The 16,902-nt window shown below is 62.0% G+C and carries 10 protein-coding genes and 1 tRNA gene; 3 read left to right on the top strand and 8 right to left on the bottom strand.

Going from position 1 to position 16,902, the window contains the following annotated elements; genetic code table 11:
• Nucleotides 1–216: 216 nt before the first annotated feature.
• Nucleotides 217–345: a hypothetical protein gene (locus DPM35_RS33200; protein ID WP_281004655.1), complete on the bottom strand. Its 129-nt coding sequence runs from the start codon at nucleotides 343–345 to the stop codon at nucleotides 217–219.
• Nucleotides 346–608: 263 nt separating this feature from the next.
• Here DPM35_RS33200 and DPM35_RS30060 point away from each other — a divergent pair, with 263 nt between their 5' ends.
• A complete protein-coding gene (locus tag DPM35_RS30060) occupies nucleotides 609–1,790 on the top strand; it encodes a S1C family serine protease (RefSeq protein WP_112131110.1) in 1,182 nt (393 codons plus the stop codon).
• A 1,025-nt stretch (nucleotides 1,791–2,815) separates the two neighbouring features.
• On the opposite strand, the gene DPM35_RS30065 is transcribed toward DPM35_RS30060, so the two are convergent.
• The 3 genes from DPM35_RS30065 to DPM35_RS30075 all read right to left on the bottom strand — a co-directional run bounded on the left by DPM35_RS30065 (nucleotide 2,816) and on the right by DPM35_RS30075 (nucleotide 5,181).
• Nucleotides 2,816–4,177 carry a DUF6538 domain-containing protein gene (locus DPM35_RS30065; protein ID WP_112131111.1) on the bottom strand — a complete coding sequence of 454 codons (1,362 nt, stop codon included), beginning with the start codon at nucleotides 4,175–4,177 and terminating at the stop codon, nucleotides 2,816–2,818.
• A 127-nt stretch (nucleotides 4,178–4,304) separates the two neighbouring features.
• A tRNA-His gene (locus DPM35_RS30070) sits at nucleotides 4,305–4,381 on the bottom strand.
• A 332-nt stretch (nucleotides 4,382–4,713) separates the two neighbouring features.
• Nucleotides 4,714–5,181: a phasin gene (locus DPM35_RS30075; protein ID WP_112131112.1), complete on the bottom strand. Its 468-nt coding sequence runs from the start codon at nucleotides 5,179–5,181 to the stop codon at nucleotides 4,714–4,716.
• Between the two features lie 270 nt (nucleotides 5,182–5,451).
• Here DPM35_RS30075 and DPM35_RS30080 point away from each other — a divergent pair, with 270 nt between their 5' ends.
• A complete protein-coding gene (locus tag DPM35_RS30080) occupies nucleotides 5,452–9,468 on the top strand; it encodes a PAS domain S-box protein (protein ID WP_112131113.1) in 4,017 nt (1,338 codons plus the stop codon).
• Between the two features lie 252 nt (nucleotides 9,469–9,720).
• Here DPM35_RS30080 and DPM35_RS30085 read toward each other — a convergent pair whose 3' ends face one another.
• Nucleotides 9,721–11,679 (bottom strand): acetoacetate--CoA ligase, encoded by a 1,959-nt coding sequence (locus DPM35_RS30085; RefSeq protein ID WP_112131114.1) that lies wholly within the window; start codon nucleotides 11,677–11,679, stop codon nucleotides 9,721–9,723.
• 265 nt (nucleotides 11,680–11,944) lie between these two features.
• Between DPM35_RS30085 and DPM35_RS30090 the strand changes: the two genes are divergently transcribed.
• Entirely contained in the window at nucleotides 11,945–13,828 is a 1,884-nt protein-coding gene (locus DPM35_RS30090) for an AsmA family protein (protein WP_112131115.1), read from the top strand.
• Between the two features lie 135 nt (nucleotides 13,829–13,963).
• On the opposite strand, the gene DPM35_RS30095 is transcribed toward DPM35_RS30090, so the two are convergent.
• Genes DPM35_RS30095 through DPM35_RS30105 form a run of 3 tightly spaced genes read right to left on the bottom strand, consistent with a single transcriptional unit; the run spans nucleotide 13,964 to nucleotide 16,890 of the window.
• On the bottom strand, nucleotides 13,964–14,782 hold the full coding sequence (locus DPM35_RS30095) for an ABC transporter permease (RefSeq protein ID WP_112131116.1): 819 nt from the start codon (nucleotides 14,780–14,782) through the stop codon (nucleotides 13,964–13,966).
• The gene (locus DPM35_RS30100) at nucleotides 14,779–15,741 is read right to left on the bottom strand and encodes an ABC transporter permease subunit (protein WP_112131117.1); all 963 of its coding nucleotides are present in this window, start codon (nucleotides 15,739–15,741) and stop codon (nucleotides 14,779–14,781) included. Before DPM35_RS30100 ends, DPM35_RS30095 begins: the two co-directional genes overlap by 4 nt.
• 9 nt (nucleotides 15,742–15,750) lie before the next feature.
• Nucleotides 15,751–16,890, bottom strand: a complete 1,140-nt coding sequence (locus tag DPM35_RS30105) for an ABC transporter ATP-binding protein (protein ID WP_112131118.1) — start codon at nucleotides 16,888–16,890, stop codon at nucleotides 15,751–15,753.
• Nucleotides 16,891–16,902: the final 12 nt, after the last annotated feature.

Here is a 16,902-nt window from a genome sequence, read left to right on the forward strand (position 1 = left end):
CTAAGCCTTCACTTTCTGCCCACCGAGTCTTTTTTTCGGTTAAAACTCATTCATAGCTGCAATATGTGCTCGTCTCGTTAAAAAATCAAGCTATAGCTTCACTTTATATAGGTGGATGAACTCCATGCAGCTGTAATTTCGAATTTCGCGGCGTAACCGGGCCAAACGCCCAGGTGTGAAGCCAAAGATCAAAATGCCTGCCGCCAATCTCGCGTTTCAATCGGCGGCCCCTGCCGGCTTCGCGGACTGACACCATTTGTAACCGGCCATATTGATGGCCCAAATCTCGATCGGGGGTTCGAGGTCCCGAAGGCCGCAGAATCTGCAACCGAGCAGCAGCTTCATGCGATGGTCCTGCCCACGAGCCTTCCATACTTCGGTCTTTATGCGAGCCGCAGCGAAGAGCGAAACGGTGACCACGCGATGACCGCAAGCGTCTTTGTGGGCGAGCAATCCTTCCACATCGCCAACAAAGTTTCGGGATGTGGAGAGATCCCCTCCCAAACTACACCATGTCAAGACGATCTTCACTGCTTCTTAATTACTGGCTTGCCCCGAAGTGATTTCCACGGCTTACTATAGAGGGTAGTTTATGGGCGGGTTGGGTAATGAGTTTGGAGAGTTGGGCGATTTGTTCCGCCGCTGCAGCGGCCGTTGCTATTGGGTTTGCCGCACAACCAGCAAATGCGGACCAATTTGACGTTTCCAGTTCGGGAACTGGCTTTTTCGTGAACGATCAAGGCTGGGCGGTCACCAACGCGCATGTTGTTGAAGGATGCACAAGCATCAGCGTCCCACAGCTAGGGGATGGCAGTGACCTCGCCGTCGACAAGCAAAATGACCTCGCTGTCTTCAGGCTCTCTACCGGTGCAGGAAAGCCTCACCTTCCGCTGCGCCACTCTCAACCGCGGCTTGGAGAAGATATTGCCGCCTATGGGTTCCCACTCAGCGGGTTGCTTTCTGATTCCATCAAGGTCACGACTGGGAATATCAATTCGTTGGTCGGCATGGAGAACGACACCCGATATCTACAAGTGTCTACACCCCTTCAGCCAGGGAACTCGGGCGGCCCAATAGTTGATCAATGGGGATCGATCATTGGTGTCTCAACAGCAGTGCTCGGATCGAAGTTCACCAGCGAGACGGGTATTGCGGTGCAGAACGTCAATTTTGCCATTCGATCGAACGTGGTCGAATTGTTCCTTCAAAGCCGGAGCATTCAGTTCGATGCCGCCGACGCTGCGGCTGATGCGAAACCGCTTTCAACAGCTGATCTCTCCGACAAGGTTGTTCCATCGGTTGTTCAGGTCCTTTGCCACGGTGCTGAAAAACCGCTTGCCAACGCAGACCCCTCGCCAACGACAGCAGAAGTGCCATCAGTTCAATCCGGGACATCATCCAATGAAACCGTCAAAGAGGCGGCGGTCGCGGTCATTCGCAATTTGATAGAACGCGACAGCAGCGATGCTTGGTCATCTCTGCAGGCCGTCGCAAACGTGTATGCGGATACCGTTTCGTACTACGGAAAGCAGAGGCCTCTCAGTGAAGTCCTGGCTGATAAGAGAGACTATTTCGCACGGTGGCCTGAGCGAGCTTATCGCATCCGGAACGAATCTCTAATGGTGACCTGCGCAAATGGCGCATGCATGGTATCAGGCATTTATGACTGGGCGGTGCGGAGCATCCCAAGAAACAAGCAGGCACGAGGTGCCGCTCGATTCAGCTACGCGATTTCCTTGGGACCTAATCCGAAGATCATCTCAGAAGCCGGGAACGTGTTGAAGCAATAACTCGCAGGCGGATAAACGCGCTTTTTACCTCCAGAGAGTTGAACCGAGAACTTTCCACAACTTACAGATAAATGGCGGCTTGCTTCGGGAGCGCAACCCCGCTGAATCACGGATAAATGGTTTGCCTTGCTGAGCCGATCTCTGGCTGCCATGTCACGAAATGCATATACGCGAACGCGACGAAAAACCTGCAAGAGGTTGCCCTGCTGTATCACGACCTAACCGTTGTCGCGGCGGCCCCGCTGTGGGGCGTCGGCCTCCGCTTCTCTGTACGCCACCTCACACCGTGCTCGTATGTGTCCTCTTTATGGGACGTCGCAATGGCGCGCTCTACATCTGAGTTGCGGCGCATAGCTGTTATTCGTGATTGAGCTCGTTTGGAGCGTTTAATCAGAGGGGCCCTTGGGAGAATGCTGATGCTCTGAAGCCACCGATCGCCCAACTTCAACATGGCTTTGGCTCACCTTTTAATTTTGGCAGCTGTGTAACAAACTGCGTAACAAGCGAAGAAAAAGAGCAATGTTTTCAACGGTATAAGGCGCAATTCGAAAGACGATCTCTCCGCCATTGCAAATACCAAAAACGAGGGGCGAACTCGGGGCACGCTCGAATTCAAGAGCAAAAATGCGTCGCTCTCTCGCCTCGCTGACCCTCTTCGAACGGCGCGGATCGGTCGGATCGGCCCATGCTGGTAACAATCGTGCGCCGCGAGATCTTCGACAGACGTCTTCGCACGCCGTAGCCATCGTATACCTCCCTTGCAGGGGATAGGCCTTCCAAAACAAACGAGAAACTGCGTACTGCGAACCCGCGCTGGGTAGATCGCAGAGCAGTGAAACCTAACTCCCCAAGTTCTCAGCCAGTAACTACCGAGCGCCTTGAACGCGCTCTCGATCGCATTGCTGAAATAATTGTAGCCCGCGGCGATCGAGGCGAGGCATGGCTTCCACTTTTTGACCACTTGGAGCAGGCTCTGCTGGACTATAGAGCAAAGGAAGAGCGCTTGGCCACCATACGTGAGCGCGTCACACGATTGAAGGATCGAACGGAAGCGCGATCTTCATGAGCTCTTCCTGCCACATCTTCATCTCGCCGCCTTCGCCGTACTTAGGTCGGTCGATGGAGTGACCCATCAGCATGCGCCGCAGTTCCTCGTCGAGCCGGGCATTCTTCATTCGATCCTCGAATGAATGACGAAGCGAATAGAATGTATGCTTGTCGGTCGGAAACAGCTCGTGCTTCTTAAAATGCTTATTGACGGTAGCCGACAGCTGCGTCTCTCGATCTTTGTATTGCGGGAAACCCTTGGGGTGCTTCCTGAACACTTCCAGCGCCACGCCAACCAGCGGCACTTTCCGCACTGACGACGCTGTCTTGATCTCACGTGGGTCCTCCGGATCCTCGCGCGGCTCAACCGAGATGTGCGGAACTTCGTGATCGAGATGAATGACGCCTTCATGGAGGTTCGCCAATTCGCTCGGCCGACAGCCGGTCTCGACAAACGCCAGCGCAATCCCTCGAGCTTCGGCGTTGAGCTTTGCCAATGCGCCGGGCGCGAGAATCTTGTCCCTGATCCAGTCGGTCGGGAATGGCGGACGGCTCCGTTTCGACTTGTCGCTGAAGGAGAGATCGGCGAACGGATTCTTTTGCTCCGGAAAGCCTATGTGCCGAAAATAGTCGCCGTAGAGCGTCCGAAGGTTGCCCATGTTGCGGTTACCGGTCGACGCCGAGCGGTCGCCTGGCCCGTCCTCCGGCGCGATTCGGTCGAGCCAGTACTTGTGGGCCTTGAGAGCGTCATCACGCGTGATCTTGCTCATAGGCTTGTCTTCAACCAGATCGATGAACACGTCGACGCTCATCTGCCGCTTGGCTTTCCAGCGTTTGCGTTGGTCAGGGCTCTTGGTGCGCAGTTCGTCACGGACGATGTCGGAAAAATAAAGTTTCAATGCGTCGGATATCTTGTCGTCAGGTCGCTCGACCATGCCAGTGACGGCGTCCACGGCCGGCGACTTCGCTGGCTCACCAATGGTGCTCTCGACGCGCTGCAAGATGGTTTCCAGCGGTTCTGCGGTAAGAATCTCGGCAAGGGGCCGGTAGACGAAACCGAGAGACTCAGCGCGCTTGACAGCCAGCTTGTAGCGTATCCGTGCAGCCTGCGGGTTGTCGCCAATCATCAGCGACGCCCAGAGTGCGTTGTCGGCCGCCTCATACAGGTCGCGGAGAGTTCTCGCCCTTATTCTGTCCGATGTGTCGAGCGACTTGCGAACGAATCTGCCGCGGTGGTCCAGATCGCGAACTTCTTGGGGCACGCGCCGGCGATAATGGAAATGGACGCCTCTGAGTTGCAGGTAGCGATCTGGATCGTGCTCTTCGCGTCTTCGTCCCAACTTGCCGCCACCATTTGTATCACAATAGGTAGCACAATATGTATCACAAAATCGCAAATGGCCGCAACAGGCGAACCATGAAACCTGAAATTACGCAATGAATTCAGTGGTTTATCGGGAAAGGCGATGGTACCGTTGGCTGGGCTCGAACCAGCGACCCCCAGATCCACAATCTGGTGCTCTAACCAACTGAGCTACAACGGCACATTCAAGCTGAGCAACATCCGGGAAATCCTCAGATGCGCTCCGTCGTCGGCGATGCGTCCAATACGGGCTATCGGATTCTAATTCAAGGGCCTTGATAAGGGAAAGGACCGGTTTCCTCACCCTCCTGCCTCCAGGCAAAAGAAAAGGCCGGCGGGAGGAGGTGCCGGCCTTTTCCTGTTACGAGCCAGCGGGAGGAGGTGCTGGCTGGTCACCCCGGAAACAGAGGGAGGAGGTTCCGCTTCCGGGTATCTGGTTACTCAACTCTATCGCATAACTATTTGTCTGACGAAATGCGACGTTTTGATGCATCGCAGAGTTGTGCGCGAAAATTAGGCAGCCTTGACGTCCTTCATTGCCTTCTCGAACGCGCTCTTGACCGGCTTGGAGACATCCTCCACCGCCTTGGTGGCAACGGCCTGGAACTCCTTCGCCTGCTCCACCGCCAATTCGGCGCGCTTGCGCAGGAAAGCGGTCTGCAGCTCGACGACTTCCGAAAGGGTCTTGGCGCCGACCAGGGCTTCAAGGTGCGAGAAGCCGGCTTCGGCATTGGCGCGCAGCGCGGCGATCGCCTTGAGCGAAACATCGCTGGAGACGGCCTTGGCGGTCTCGTAGGTCGATTCCAGGACCTTCTGGGTCTCCTCGGCGCCGGTCTTCAGCTTGGCATAGGCCTCTTTCGACTGCTCGACGCCCTTCTCGGCGAAGGCGCGGATCTGGTCGGTGGCCTTGGAAGCGTCGAAGCTCGGGAATTCAACGTTTTCGATGGTCTCGGCAGCGGACTTAGCGGTGGTCTTGGACATTTTCCAACCTTTCGGGGTAGCGGCTTTGACAGAAAGCCGTCTCGTTCATGCATGATGGCAATATAGAGGTTTTTTTGTGCATTGCAACATCTTTGTTGCACCGCACCATAAAATCTTCCCTCACGGCAACCGCGGCGTCAGCCGCCGGGCCGTTAACCAAGAGCCCAGAGATTTCGACCTATGCAAGCCAGGGCTTGTGGACCTTCGGACCGCGGGCTTTTATTAACAAAGCGTTAACTGAAATGTCCGCTCTGGAGGGTTGCCCAGCGCATGCCGCCTGAAAACTACTCCTTCCTTGACGTCGCCGTGCTCGACGCGGTGCGCCAGCGCTTTGCTGCCGGCGACGCCCTGGCCATTTTGTCGGCCGACCTCGAGCAGGTGATCTGGGCGAACGGACCGGGGGCGTCGGTGTTCGGCTATCCGGATATCGAGGCCATCATCGGCGCATCGGCGCGGCTGCCGCTGATTGCCAGGCGGCAGATCATGGCGACCAGCGGTTTTCCCGAGATTGGCAAGGACCGCTCCATCACGGTCCGGCTGGCCACGGGCATGGTGAGCCGTGCCGTGGGTTTCCTGGCCAGCGCCGTGACGATGCCGGACGGCGAGAAGGCAATCATGCTGGCGGTGCCGGCGGCGAAGACCAGCTCGCGCAGCGCCGGCGAGATCGCCAGCCGCGCCATCGGCGGTTTCACCGAGGCAGGGCATTTCATCGCCTTCGTCGACGCGCATGGCGATGTCGAGGCGGCTTCGGACGGCTTCGCGGCGCTCGGCATCGAGCCGCGGACCCTGGCCGCGCTGGTTGCGGATGTAGCAAGCAGCGGCGACCGTGTCGTCAAGCGCCTCGTGCCTAGCAAAGGCACTTCCTACCCGGCCGGTTTCGCGCGGCTCACCGACACGCGGCATCTGCTGGTGGTGATCGATGAGGACCAGCTCGACGGCGACCAAGGCGAACAGCCGGCCGCCGGCCAAGGCGATCGGCCCCATGGCGAGCAAGTCGCGGCGCCAGGCACCGTGGCGGCCACGCTGTCGGGTGAAAGCCTGGCCGCCGAGCCCGAACCCCAGCCGGTCCAGGACAACAGCCCCGCGCCGGCCGTGACGGCTGGCGAACAGGCCGAGCCGGCCCCGGAGCCCGCTGAAGGCGACGCGCAGACTGACGCCGGAAGCCGGATGATAGCCGGCCAGCAGCTCGCCCGGGCCGATCATCACGCGAATGCCGCCGAGCCAGGCCAACGGGCCGCGGACGCCGGCGCCAGCCAGCATGACCATTGGTACTTCAACGCCGGCGAAGAGAACGCCAGCCCGGCTCAACCGGCAGCACCGGCGACGCACGGGCCGAAGGAAACCAGCGCAACCGAAGTCCGGCGGCAGGATGTCGGGGAAACCATCAAGCCCGCGCAACCCGCTCCGCTCCGCGACATCGACCGTTCGGCGCCACCTTTGCGCTTCGTCTGGCGCACCGACGCCGAAGGCAAATTCAGCGCGTTGTCGCCCGAATTCGCGGACATCGTCGGCCAGCCCGCCGCCGATGTGATCGGCCGCCGCTTCAAGGACGTCGCCACCACTTTCGGCCTCGACGCATCGGGCGAGATCGCCGGTCTGCTCGAACGGCGCGACACATGGTCAGGCCGATCGGTGCTGTGGCCGGTGGCCGGAACCGATCTGAAGATACCGGTCGATCTGGCGGCGCTGCCCGTCTATGGCCGCAGCCGTGCCTTCGAGGGTTTTCGCGGCTTCGGCGTCGCGCGCAGCGCCGACGCCGTGATCGATCCGGAGGCGCTCGGCATGGCGCTGGTGCCCAATGCCGCGCCTGCCGGGAGCGAGCCGTCGGTCGAGCAGCCAGCCGCGGAGCAGTCGCAGCCGGAACAGCCAAAGCCCGAAGATCCATTCCAGGGCGAAGTGCCGGCGCTGAGCATCGTGCCGAAGCCGGAGCGGCGCTTCGCCGACAAGGTGATAAGGCTGGCCGAGCACCGCCAGCCGGCCAATGACAAGCAGCCGGGAAGCGACACGCCCGCAAGTCAGAAGAGCCTTTCGATCCTCGAGCGCAGCGCGTTCCGCGAGATCGGCGAGCGGTTGCGCAAGGACAATTCCCTGCCTGCCGAGCCGGGCGCCGCCGAAGCCGGCAAGCAGGCCGATGCGGCTGTTGCCGGCAAGGACGAGGCAACGGCGAAAGAGCCCAACGTCGAAACGAAGGCTAAGGCAAACCAGCCGACGACGGTTGAACCGGCGGCGCACGAGAACCCTGCGCTGGGAGCGACGCCGCCAGCCTCGGAAACCGCGGACGCGAAGGCCGAGGCGGAGACCGCGGAAGCACAGATCGAGGCGGAAGACCAGAAAGACCTGGCGAGACTCGACGGTATCGATGACGCCGCCGCGATGGATGACGCCGGCAAGACGATGACGCCGGCCGCTTCCGGCTCGCTGCTCAGCTACGCCGATGGTGAGAAATCAGGGGAAGAAGCCGGCGCCGAGCCTGCTTCCGAGGACAGCCAGGCAGCGGCCAACGAGCAGGCGGCCGAGCGTGCCGATTCCGAGTCGCGGCAGCCGGTCGAACGGCCAGCGACCGAGCCGGTCGCCGAAAAGCCGGCTCGCGATGCGACGGACGACGACAGCATGACCGCCGACGATTTCCGCGATGCGCAAGACAGCGAGGATTGGGCCGGCCCCGACGCCGACGCTGCGAAGGCCGCGGGAGAACCGGAAACGGTAACGCCGGCGCGACCACGCCTGGACGTGCCGCCACTCAAACTCGCAGGCTTTGTGCCCTCCGCTTTTTCGACCGGAGAGGAAGCCAAGGCGCCCGATACGTCCGTCCTCGCCAGGCTGCCGGTGCCGCTGCTCATCCATTCGGGCGACTTGCTCCATTACGCCAATGACGCCTTCCTCGAGCTCACCGGCTACGACGCGCTGGAAGACCTCGCGGATGCGGGGGGCCTGGGCGCGCTGTTTGCCGATCCTTATGCCGAGGATGCCGCCGCGGACGAAAGCGACCACTCGCTGAAGCTCAAGAGCCGCCAAGGCCAGGAATTTCCGATCGAAGCCCTGCTTCGCTCGGTGCCGTGGCGGGGCGGCAAGGCGCTGATGCTGGTGGTGCGGCGCTCCGGTGAGGACGATGCCGCGCATTTCACCGCCGCGAATGACGAACCGGCGCTGCAGCCGGACGTGCCGGAATTGAAGTCGCGTATCGCCGAGATGCGCACCATCATCGACACCGCCACCGACGGCGTCGTGCTGATCGGCCGCGACGGCAATATCCGCTCGATCAGCCGGCCGGCGGAAGCACTGTTCGGCTTCGACAGCGACGAGGTCGCCGGCAAACCCTTTGCCTCACTGTTCGCGATCGAAAGCCAGCGCGCGGCGCGCGACTATCTCGCGGGCCTCTCGGAGCCGGGCGTGGCGAGCGTCTTGAATGACGGCCGCGAGGTCATCGGCCGCGAGGCGCAGGGACGTTTCATCCCGCTGTTCATGACCATCGGCAGGCTGCCGAACGACAGCGGCTTCTGCGCCGTGGTGCGCGACATCACGCAATGGAAGCGGGCCGAGGAAGACCTGACGCAGGCACGCGCCGTCGCCGAGCGCGCCTCATCGCAGAAGACGGATTTCCTAGCCCGCATCAGCCATGAGATCCGCACGCCGCTCAACGCCATCATCGGCTTTTCCGAGCTGATGGTGGACGAGAAATTCGGCCCGATCGCCAACGACCGCTATCGCGACTACCTGCGCGACATCAACCGGTCCGGCAATCACGTGCTCGACCTCGTCAACGATCTGCTCGACATCTCCAAGATCGAGGCCGGCCAGCAGGAGATGGATTACGAGGCGGTGTCGCTCAACGACACGCTCGCCGAGACGGTGGCGATGATGCAGCCGCAGGCCAATCGCGAGCGCGTCATCATTCGCTCCAGCTTCGCCTCGCGGCTGCCGGAAGTGGTGGCGGATTTGCGAAGCGTGCGCCAGATCGCCCTCAACATCCTGTCCAATGCCATCCGCTACACCCAGGCCGGCGGCCAGGTGATCGTCTCGACCGCTTACGAAGCCTCAGGCGATGTCGTCATGCGCGTGCGCGATACCGGCATCGGCATGACGCCAGCCGAGATCGAGCAGGCGCTGAAGCCGTTCAAACAGATCAATGCGCTGAAGCGCGGACGCGGCGACGGCACCGGCCTCGGCCTGCCCCTCACCAAAGCCATGGTGGAGGCGAACCGCGCCCGCTTCGCCATCACCTCGACGCCAGGTGAAGGAACCCTGGTCGAGGTCGCCTTCCCCTCGACCCGCGTGCTTGCCGAATAAGATCGTCCTGGATCAGTTTCGGCCAAAGAAAAAGGCGTCCGGGAGGACGCCTTGAGAAATGGGATGCTGTCACAACGGGGCTTGAGCTGAACCTCAGGGGACGAGGAACGGGATTTCTCCCTCAAGTTACACGCGACTATCGGGGTCGTCCCTTAACAAGTCCTTACCGGAGCGCGGAAAAATTTACGAATGTGTACCACCCGTGAAATCTAGGTAAATTCGGCGGACAGATTTCGTTAACCACGCCCCCCGTCAGCCCGCGAGCTGCGGCAGGTCGCGGAACAGCTCTAGCGCTTCCGGATTTGCTAGCGCTTCCTTGTTCTTCACGGCACGGCCGTGAACCACGTCGCGCACCGCAAGTTCGGTGATCTTGCCGGACTTGGTGCGCGGGATGTCGGTAACGGCGACGATCCTGGCCGGCACGTGACGCGGGCTGGCGCCGGTGCGGATTCTGGCGCGGATGCGCTTTTCCAGATCCTCGTCCAGGGTCACGCCGGAGGCAAGCCGCACGAACAGCACGACGCGGACATCATTGTCGAAATCCTGGCCGATGCAGAGCGCCTCGAGGATTTCCGGCATCTGCTCGACCTGGTTGTAGATCTCGGCCGTGCCGATCCGGACCCCGCCCGGATTGAGCGTCGCATCCGAACGGCCATGGATGATCATGCCGCCATGCGCCGTCCATTCGGCGAAGTCGCCATGGCACCAGACATTGTCGAAACGCTCGAAATAGGCGGCGTGATACTTCTTGCCCTCGGGGTCGTTCCAGAAGCCGATCGGCATCGACGGGAAGGCCTTGGTGCAGACAAGCTCGCCCTTCTCCTGCCGGATCGGCTTGCCGTCGTCGTCCCAGACGTCGACAGCCAGCCCGAGACCAGGTCCCTGGATCTCGCCGCTCCAGACCGGCTCGGTCGGCACGCCGAGCACGAAGCAGGACACGATGTCGGTGCCGCCCGAGATCGAGGCCAGATGCACGTCCTTCTTGATACCGTCATAGACGAAGCGGAAATCCTCCGGCGACAGCGGCGAGCCGGTGGAGGAGATGGTGCGCACGCTCGACAGATCGTGGCTCGCGATCGGCTTCAGACCGGCCTTGCGAACCGAATCGATGAACTTGGCCGAGGTGCCGAAATAGGTCATCTGCTCGGCATCGGCGAAATCGAACAGCACATTGCCGTCGGGGTAGAAAGGCGAGCCATCATAAAGCAAAAGCGTCGCGCCCGAGGCGAGGCCCGAGACCAGCCAGTTCCACATCATCCAGCCGCAGGTGGTGAAATAGAACAGGCGATCACCGTCGAGCAGGCCGGCATGCAGGCGATGCTCCTTGACATGCTGGACGAGCGTGCCGCCGGCCGAGTGCACAATGCATTTCGGGATGCCGGTCGTGCCCGAGGAAAACAGGATGTAGAGCGGATGCGCGAAGGGCAGCCGCTCGAAGCTGACAGTCTTTGCGGCAAAGGGCGAGAGCGCTTCTTCGAGCGCGGTCGCCTTGTCGATGGTGGCGGCGACGTCGCCCGAGGTGCCGAGATAATCGACGATCAGCACCTTGCGGACGCTCGCAAGCTTCGCCGCAACCGCGCGGACCTTGTCGGCCACCTCGATCGCCTTGCCGTTGTACCAATAGCCGTCCGGCGCGATGAAGACGACCGGCTCGATCTGGCCAAAGCGGTCCAGCACGCCCTGCTCGCCGAAATCGGGAGAGCATGACGACCAGACCGCGCCGATCGAGCTTGCCGCCAGCATCGCGGCGATGGTCTCGGGCATGTTCGGCATCATGGCGGCGATGCGGTCGCCGGCCTTGACGCCGAGCGACAGGAAAAGCTGCTGCAGCCGCGATACCAGGCCATGAAGTTCGTGCCAGGACAGCCGGCGCTCGACCTTGTCCTCGCCGCGGAAGACGATTGCCTCCCCGGCGCCGGTCTTCTGCAAAAGGTTCTCGGCGAAATTGAGCCTGGCGTCAGGAAAGAAGCTGGCGCCGGGCATGCGTTCGCCGTCAATCAGGTTCCGCTCACCCTTGTCACCGACAAGATTGCAAAAATCCCAGACCAGGCTCCAGAAGGCGCCACGATCCTCGATCGACCAGCAGTGAAGTTCCGCGTAGCTGGAGAAAGCCTCCCCGGCTTTTGCTGCCGCGGCCTTCATGAATGCGGTTAACGGCGCTGCGTCGATGCGCTCCTGCGTCGGGGTCCACAAAGGTGTATCGGCGGCCATGATCGCTTCTCCCAAAGCGCGTCGCGTTCGAGCCGTTTAGCTCAAGATCGCATATGCCATCGTTCCAAAAACGGCGCGCAACCGTGGACCGGGGTCGTACGGTTCGCTTATGCATATTGCAGCGCAGCAGAGCAAGATTTTGTTCGGGCGACCCATGGCTGTCGCTGCGCAAATGCCATCGCAAGGCCATAAAGACTTGAAAAGCGCCGGCGCTCGGTTACACCCGTCGGGCGATTTTGTCGGCAATAGAAGCATACGGGGCGAAATGCCATCATCTTTGATCCGGCGCGGGGTGTGGGCGATCGGCGTTGCCGTGCTCGTCATCGCGCTCGCGGTCGCGGCACTGCCGCTGATTGCCTCGACGCGCATCGTGCGCGACCGCATCGCCTGGGAATTGAGCGCCTGGAGCGGCTTCAGGGTTACGATCGACGGCTCGCCGCGCATCGAGGTTTGGCCGAAGTTCCGGGCCATCCTCAGCGACGTTACCCTGTCGCAATGGACAGAGACCGACGCGCCGCCGGTGGTCGAGGCCGATCGCGTGGAAGTCGATCTCTCGGCCATGGCCGCCCTGCAGGGCGACGTCGCCTTCTCGACCGCAAGGCTGGTGCGTCCGACGATCAGGGTGCAGCGCATGGCGAGCGGCTTCTATCTGCCGCCGCTTCCGACCGGGGGGCGCATCACGCGCTCGATCGATACCGCGCGCGGTGTGGTCACCGCCAACCCGCAGAAGCCCGACCTCGGCAGATTGCCTTCCGATCCGTTCGGCACGGTCGAGTTTCGCGATGGCCGCGTCGTGACAACGGCCGACGGCAAGGACACCGAAATCCTGAGCAGCCTGAGCGGTCAGGTGAATTGGGAGGCGATGAACAGCGATGCATCGCTGACTGCGACCGGAATCTGGCGCGGCGAGACCCTGCAGCTCGATTTCTCCTCGGCGAAACCGCTGGTGCTGTTTGCCGGGGGTGCCGCGCCCGTCACCCTCTCCTTCAAGGCGGCGCCAGCGACATTCTCCTTCGACGGAACGGCCTCGATGTCGGACAATGCCTATCTGGACGGCCAGGCCAAGTTCGCCGCGCCGTCGCTGCGGCGCGTGCTGGAGTGGTCGCAGGCCGGTCTCGCGCCGGGTGCCGCGATCGGTGCGGTCTCGATCACCAGTAAGGTGAACGCCTCGGCGGGGCGCGCCAAATTCGAGAACACGACCGTCACGCTGAACAACAATCCGGGCATGGGAGCACTGGATTTCTCCTTCGCCGAAGGGCGCCCGGTGATTGCCGGCACGCTCGCCTTCGATACGCTGGATCTGAGATCTTTCCTGTCGGCCTTCACGCCTGTCGCGCCCACCGGCGAGGCCGGCCCAGGCGACATCGACACCAGCTTCGCCGACCGCATCAATCTCGATCTCAGGCTGTCGGCGGCGCATGCGACGGCGGGACCGGTACAGCTCGCCGACGTCGCGGCGACCGCGCAGGTCAAGAACGGCCTTGCCGTCTTCGACATATCCGACGCAACGGCCTTCGGCGGCACCGTCCAAAGCAGCCTGCGCTTCGACCGCAAGCCCGAGGGCACGCAGGTCGAGATGCGGCTCCTGGCATCGGACGTGGATACGGGCGCCTTTGGCACGGCGGCGGGAATGACGCGGCTTGTGCCGGCCGGCACCGGTACGGTGTCGGTCATCCTCAAGGGTCCGGGCAAGGCGTGGAACTCGATTTTCGAGAACGCCGATGGGTCGTTCTCGGCGACGTTCGGGCCGGGCACGCTCAACGGACTCGACCTGCCGGCCTTCCTGAAGCGCAACCAGCAAGGCGGCTTCTTCGCGCTCGACGATGTCTCCAAGGGTGCGCTGCCGATCGACGGCGCCGAGATCAAGGCAAGCATCTCGAAGGGCGTTGCGCGCCTCGACAAGGCCGAGATCAATGCGCAGAAATACAAGATCTGGCTGTCGGGCATCGCCTCCTACGCCGGACGCGGGCTGGCGCTCTCCGGCGGCGTCGTGCCGACCGGACAGCCGGCGCAGCAGCCCCAGCAGCAGGCCAACGGCCAGGCGGCCAGTCCGCCTCCCGCCCAGCCGAACCAGTCGCTGTTCTTCGTCGGCGGCAACTGGAGCGCGCCGTTCATCTCGCCGATCGCTCCCGGCGTCTCGGGCCAGTAAATTCGGAGGCGCAAAGAGCGCCCCCGCCATTTAAAGCGCGTCGCGCTGAACCGGATTCAGGCGACGCGCTTTAAGTCTTTGTTTTGATGCATGTCGTTGTCCCAGAACCGCCGCACACTTCTGGGCGACATGCATTTAACCACGCTGGGCGGCCTGCTCGTCGAGCTGGCGCTGGATCTCGCGACGCTTGTTGGCGATCGAGGCAATGATGACGCCGATCGCCACGACCGCGATCAGGATGGTGCAGGCGGCGTTGATTTCCGGCGTCACGCCGAGACGCACCTGGCTGTAGATCTTCATCGGCAGCGTGGTGGCGCCCGGACCCGAGGTGAAGCTCGCGATGACCAGATCGTCGAGCGACAGCGTGAAGGCCAGCATCCAGCCGGAGATGATCGCCGGCAGGATGACCGGCAAGGTGATCTGGAAGAAGGTCTTCACCGGCGGTGCGCCGAGATCCATCGCCGCCTCCTCGAGCGAGCGATCGAACGAGACCAGCCGCGACTGCACGACGACGGCGACGAAGCACATGGTGAAGGTGATGTGCGCGAGCGTGACCGTGAAGAAGCCGCGGTCGAGCCCGACGGCGACGAAGAGCAAGAGCAGCGACAGGCCGGTGATCACCTCCGGCATGACCAGCGGCGCGAAGACCATGCCCGAGAAAAGCACCCGCCCCCTGAAGCGCGTGTAGCGCGTCAGCGTGATGGCAGCGAGCGTGCCGAGCACGGTCGCGACCGTCGCCGAGATGACGCCGACGCGCGCCGTCACCCAGGTGGCGTCCATCAGGCCCTGGTTGTGGAACAGCGACACGTACCATTTGGTCGAGAAGCCGCCCCAGACGGTGACGAGCTTCGATTCGTTGAAGGAAAAGATGATCAGAAGCACGATCGGCAGATAGAGGAAGGCAAAGCCCAGCACGATCGAGGTGATGTTGAAGCGGCTCCAGGTCGAGTTCATCTGCCCTGCTCCTGTGCCTTTGCCTGCGCCTGCTGGAAGAACATGATCGGGATGGTCAGAACCAGAAGCAGGATGACGGCCACCGCCGAGGAGACCGGCCAGTCGCGGTTGGAGAAGAATTCGTTCCAGAGCGTCTTGCCAATCATCAGCGTCTGCGAGCCGCCGAGAAGGTCGGGGATGACGAACTCACCGACGGCCGGGATGAACACCAGCAGGCAGCCGGCGACGACGCCGGGCAGCGACAGCGGGAAGGTGATCTTCCAGAAGGCGCCGATCGGCGGGCAGCCGAGATCCTCCGCGGCCTCGACCAGCGAATAGTCCATCTTCTCAAGAGACGAATAGAGCGGCAGCACCATGAAGGGCAGGTAGGAATAGACGATGCCGATGAAGATCGCCGTGTAGGTGTTCAAGATCACCAGCGGCTGGCTGATGATGTGCAGCGACATCAGCAACTGATTGAGCAAGCCTTCGGGCTTGAGGATGCCGATCCAGGCATAGACGCGGATCAGGAAGGAGGTCCAGAAGGGCAGGATCACCAGCATCAGCAAGGTCGGACGGATCGTCGCCGGCGCACGCGCCATGCCATAGGCGATCGGATAGCCGACGATCAGGGTGAGTATCGTCGATATCGCCGCGATGATCAGGCTCGTCACATAGGCGTTGAAATAGAGCGCATCCTGGGTGAGCCAGGTGTAGTTGTCGAAGTTGAGCTCGCGGAAGCCGGCGAAGAATCCCGAGATGCCGTCGCTGAAGTCGAGCACCGGCGTGTAGGGTGGCATCGAGATCGCCGTCTGCGACAGCGAGATCTTGAAGACGATGATGAAGGGAACGAGGAAGAAGAACAGCAGCCAGAGATAGGGGATGATGATGACGAGGCGGTTGACGAAGCTCTTCGCCAGCCTCGCCGGCAGTGTTGTGGTTTCCGTCGACGGGGCGGCGGTCGCTGCGATATCGGCCATCTCAGCCTCCTACCTGGTCAACACGACGCCGGCATCGGGCCGGAAGGAGACCCAGGCGCGGTCATTCCAGGTCAGCGGATCCTCCGTGACGCGCGAGGCGTTCAAGGCGCTTGCCCGCACGATCTGCCCGTCGTCGAGCCTGATGTGAAAGACAGTCATGTCGCCGAGATAGGCGACGTCATAGACCTCGCCTTCCAGCGCATTGACGGCATCGGCGGGCTTTTTCGAGGAGACCTTGATCTTTTCCGGCCGGATCGCGAAGACGATGTCGGAGCCGGCAGCGGCGTTGCCGCCATTGTCGACGACGATCTGGGCGCCGGTCGCGCCGGTGATGCGCGTCGCGTTTGCCGTGTGTTCGGCAACCTTGCCCTCGAACATGTTCACGTTGCCGACGAAATGCGCCACGAAACGCGAGGTCGGCGCCTCGTAGATCTCGGCTGGCGTCGCGACCTGCATGACCTCGCCCTTGTCCATGATGGCGATGCGATCGGCCATGGTCATGGCTTCTTCCTGGTCGTGGGTGACGACGACGAAGGTGAGGCCGAGCTCCTGCTGCAGGTCCATCAGCTCGAACTGCGTTTCCTCGCGCAGCTTCTTGTCGAGCGCGCCGAGCGGTTCGTCGAGCAGCAGGACCTTGGGCCGCTTGGCGACCGAGCGCGCAAGCGCCACGCGCTGGCGCTGACCGCCCGAGAGCTGATGCGGCTTGCGCTTGGCGAACTGCTCGAGCTTGACCAGCTTCAGCATCTCGGCGACGCGCTTTTCGATATCGGGTCCCGGCATGCCTTCCTGCTTGAGGCCGAAGGCGATGTTCTTCTCCACCGTCATATGCGGGAATAGCGCGTAGGACTGGAACATCATGTTGACCGGCCGCTTGTAGGGCGGGATGCCGCGCAGATCCTGCCCGTCCAGCAGGATGCGGCCCGCCGTCGGTTCCTCGAAGCCGGCGAGCATCCTGAGCAGGGTCGACTTGCCGCACCCTGAGGCGCCGAGCAGCGCGAAGAATTCGCGCTCGAAGATGGTCAGCGACAGATTGTTGACGGCGGTGAAGTCACCGAACTTCTTGGTGACCTTGTCGAACTGGATATATGGCTTGGCGTTCGGGTCGTTCCATGGCGCGAAATCCCTGCGGATGCTGCCAAGCGATTTCATGATCCCCACTCC

It is taken from the genome of Mesorhizobium atlanticum (genome assembly GCF_003289965.1).
GTDB lineage: Bacteria > Pseudomonadota > Alphaproteobacteria > Rhizobiales > Rhizobiaceae > Mesorhizobium > Mesorhizobium atlanticum.

Excerpts from the sequence above, each read along its gene's own strand:
- DPM35_RS30100 (WP_112131117.1), bottom strand. The coding sequence starts at position 15,741 with ATGGCCGATATCGCAGCGACCGCCGCCCCGTCGACGGAAACCACAACA.
- DPM35_RS30075 (WP_112131112.1), bottom strand. The coding sequence starts at position 5,181 with ATGTCCAAGACCACCGCTAAGTCCGCTGCCGAGACCATCGAAAACGTT.
- DPM35_RS30105 (WP_112131118.1), bottom strand. The coding sequence starts at position 16,890 with ATGAAATCGCTTGGCAGCATCCGCAGGGATTTCGCGCCATGGAACGAC.
- DPM35_RS30060 (WP_112131110.1), top strand. The coding sequence starts at position 609 with ATGAGTTTGGAGAGTTGGGCGATTTGTTCCGCCGCTGCAGCGGCCGTT.
- DPM35_RS30095 (WP_112131116.1), bottom strand. The coding sequence starts at position 14,782 with ATGAACTCGACCTGGAGCCGCTTCAACATCACCTCGATCGTGCTGGGC.
- DPM35_RS30085 (WP_112131114.1), bottom strand. The coding sequence starts at position 11,679 with ATGGCCGCCGATACACCTTTGTGGACCCCGACGCAGGAGCGCATCGAC.
- DPM35_RS30090 (WP_112131115.1), top strand. The coding sequence starts at position 11,945 with ATGCCATCATCTTTGATCCGGCGCGGGGTGTGGGCGATCGGCGTTGCC.
- DPM35_RS33200 (WP_281004655.1), bottom strand. The coding sequence starts at position 345 with ATGAAGCTGCTGCTCGGTTGCAGATTCTGCGGCCTTCGGGACCTCGAA.
- DPM35_RS30080 (WP_112131113.1), top strand. The coding sequence starts at position 5,452 with ATGCCGCCTGAAAACTACTCCTTCCTTGACGTCGCCGTGCTCGACGCG.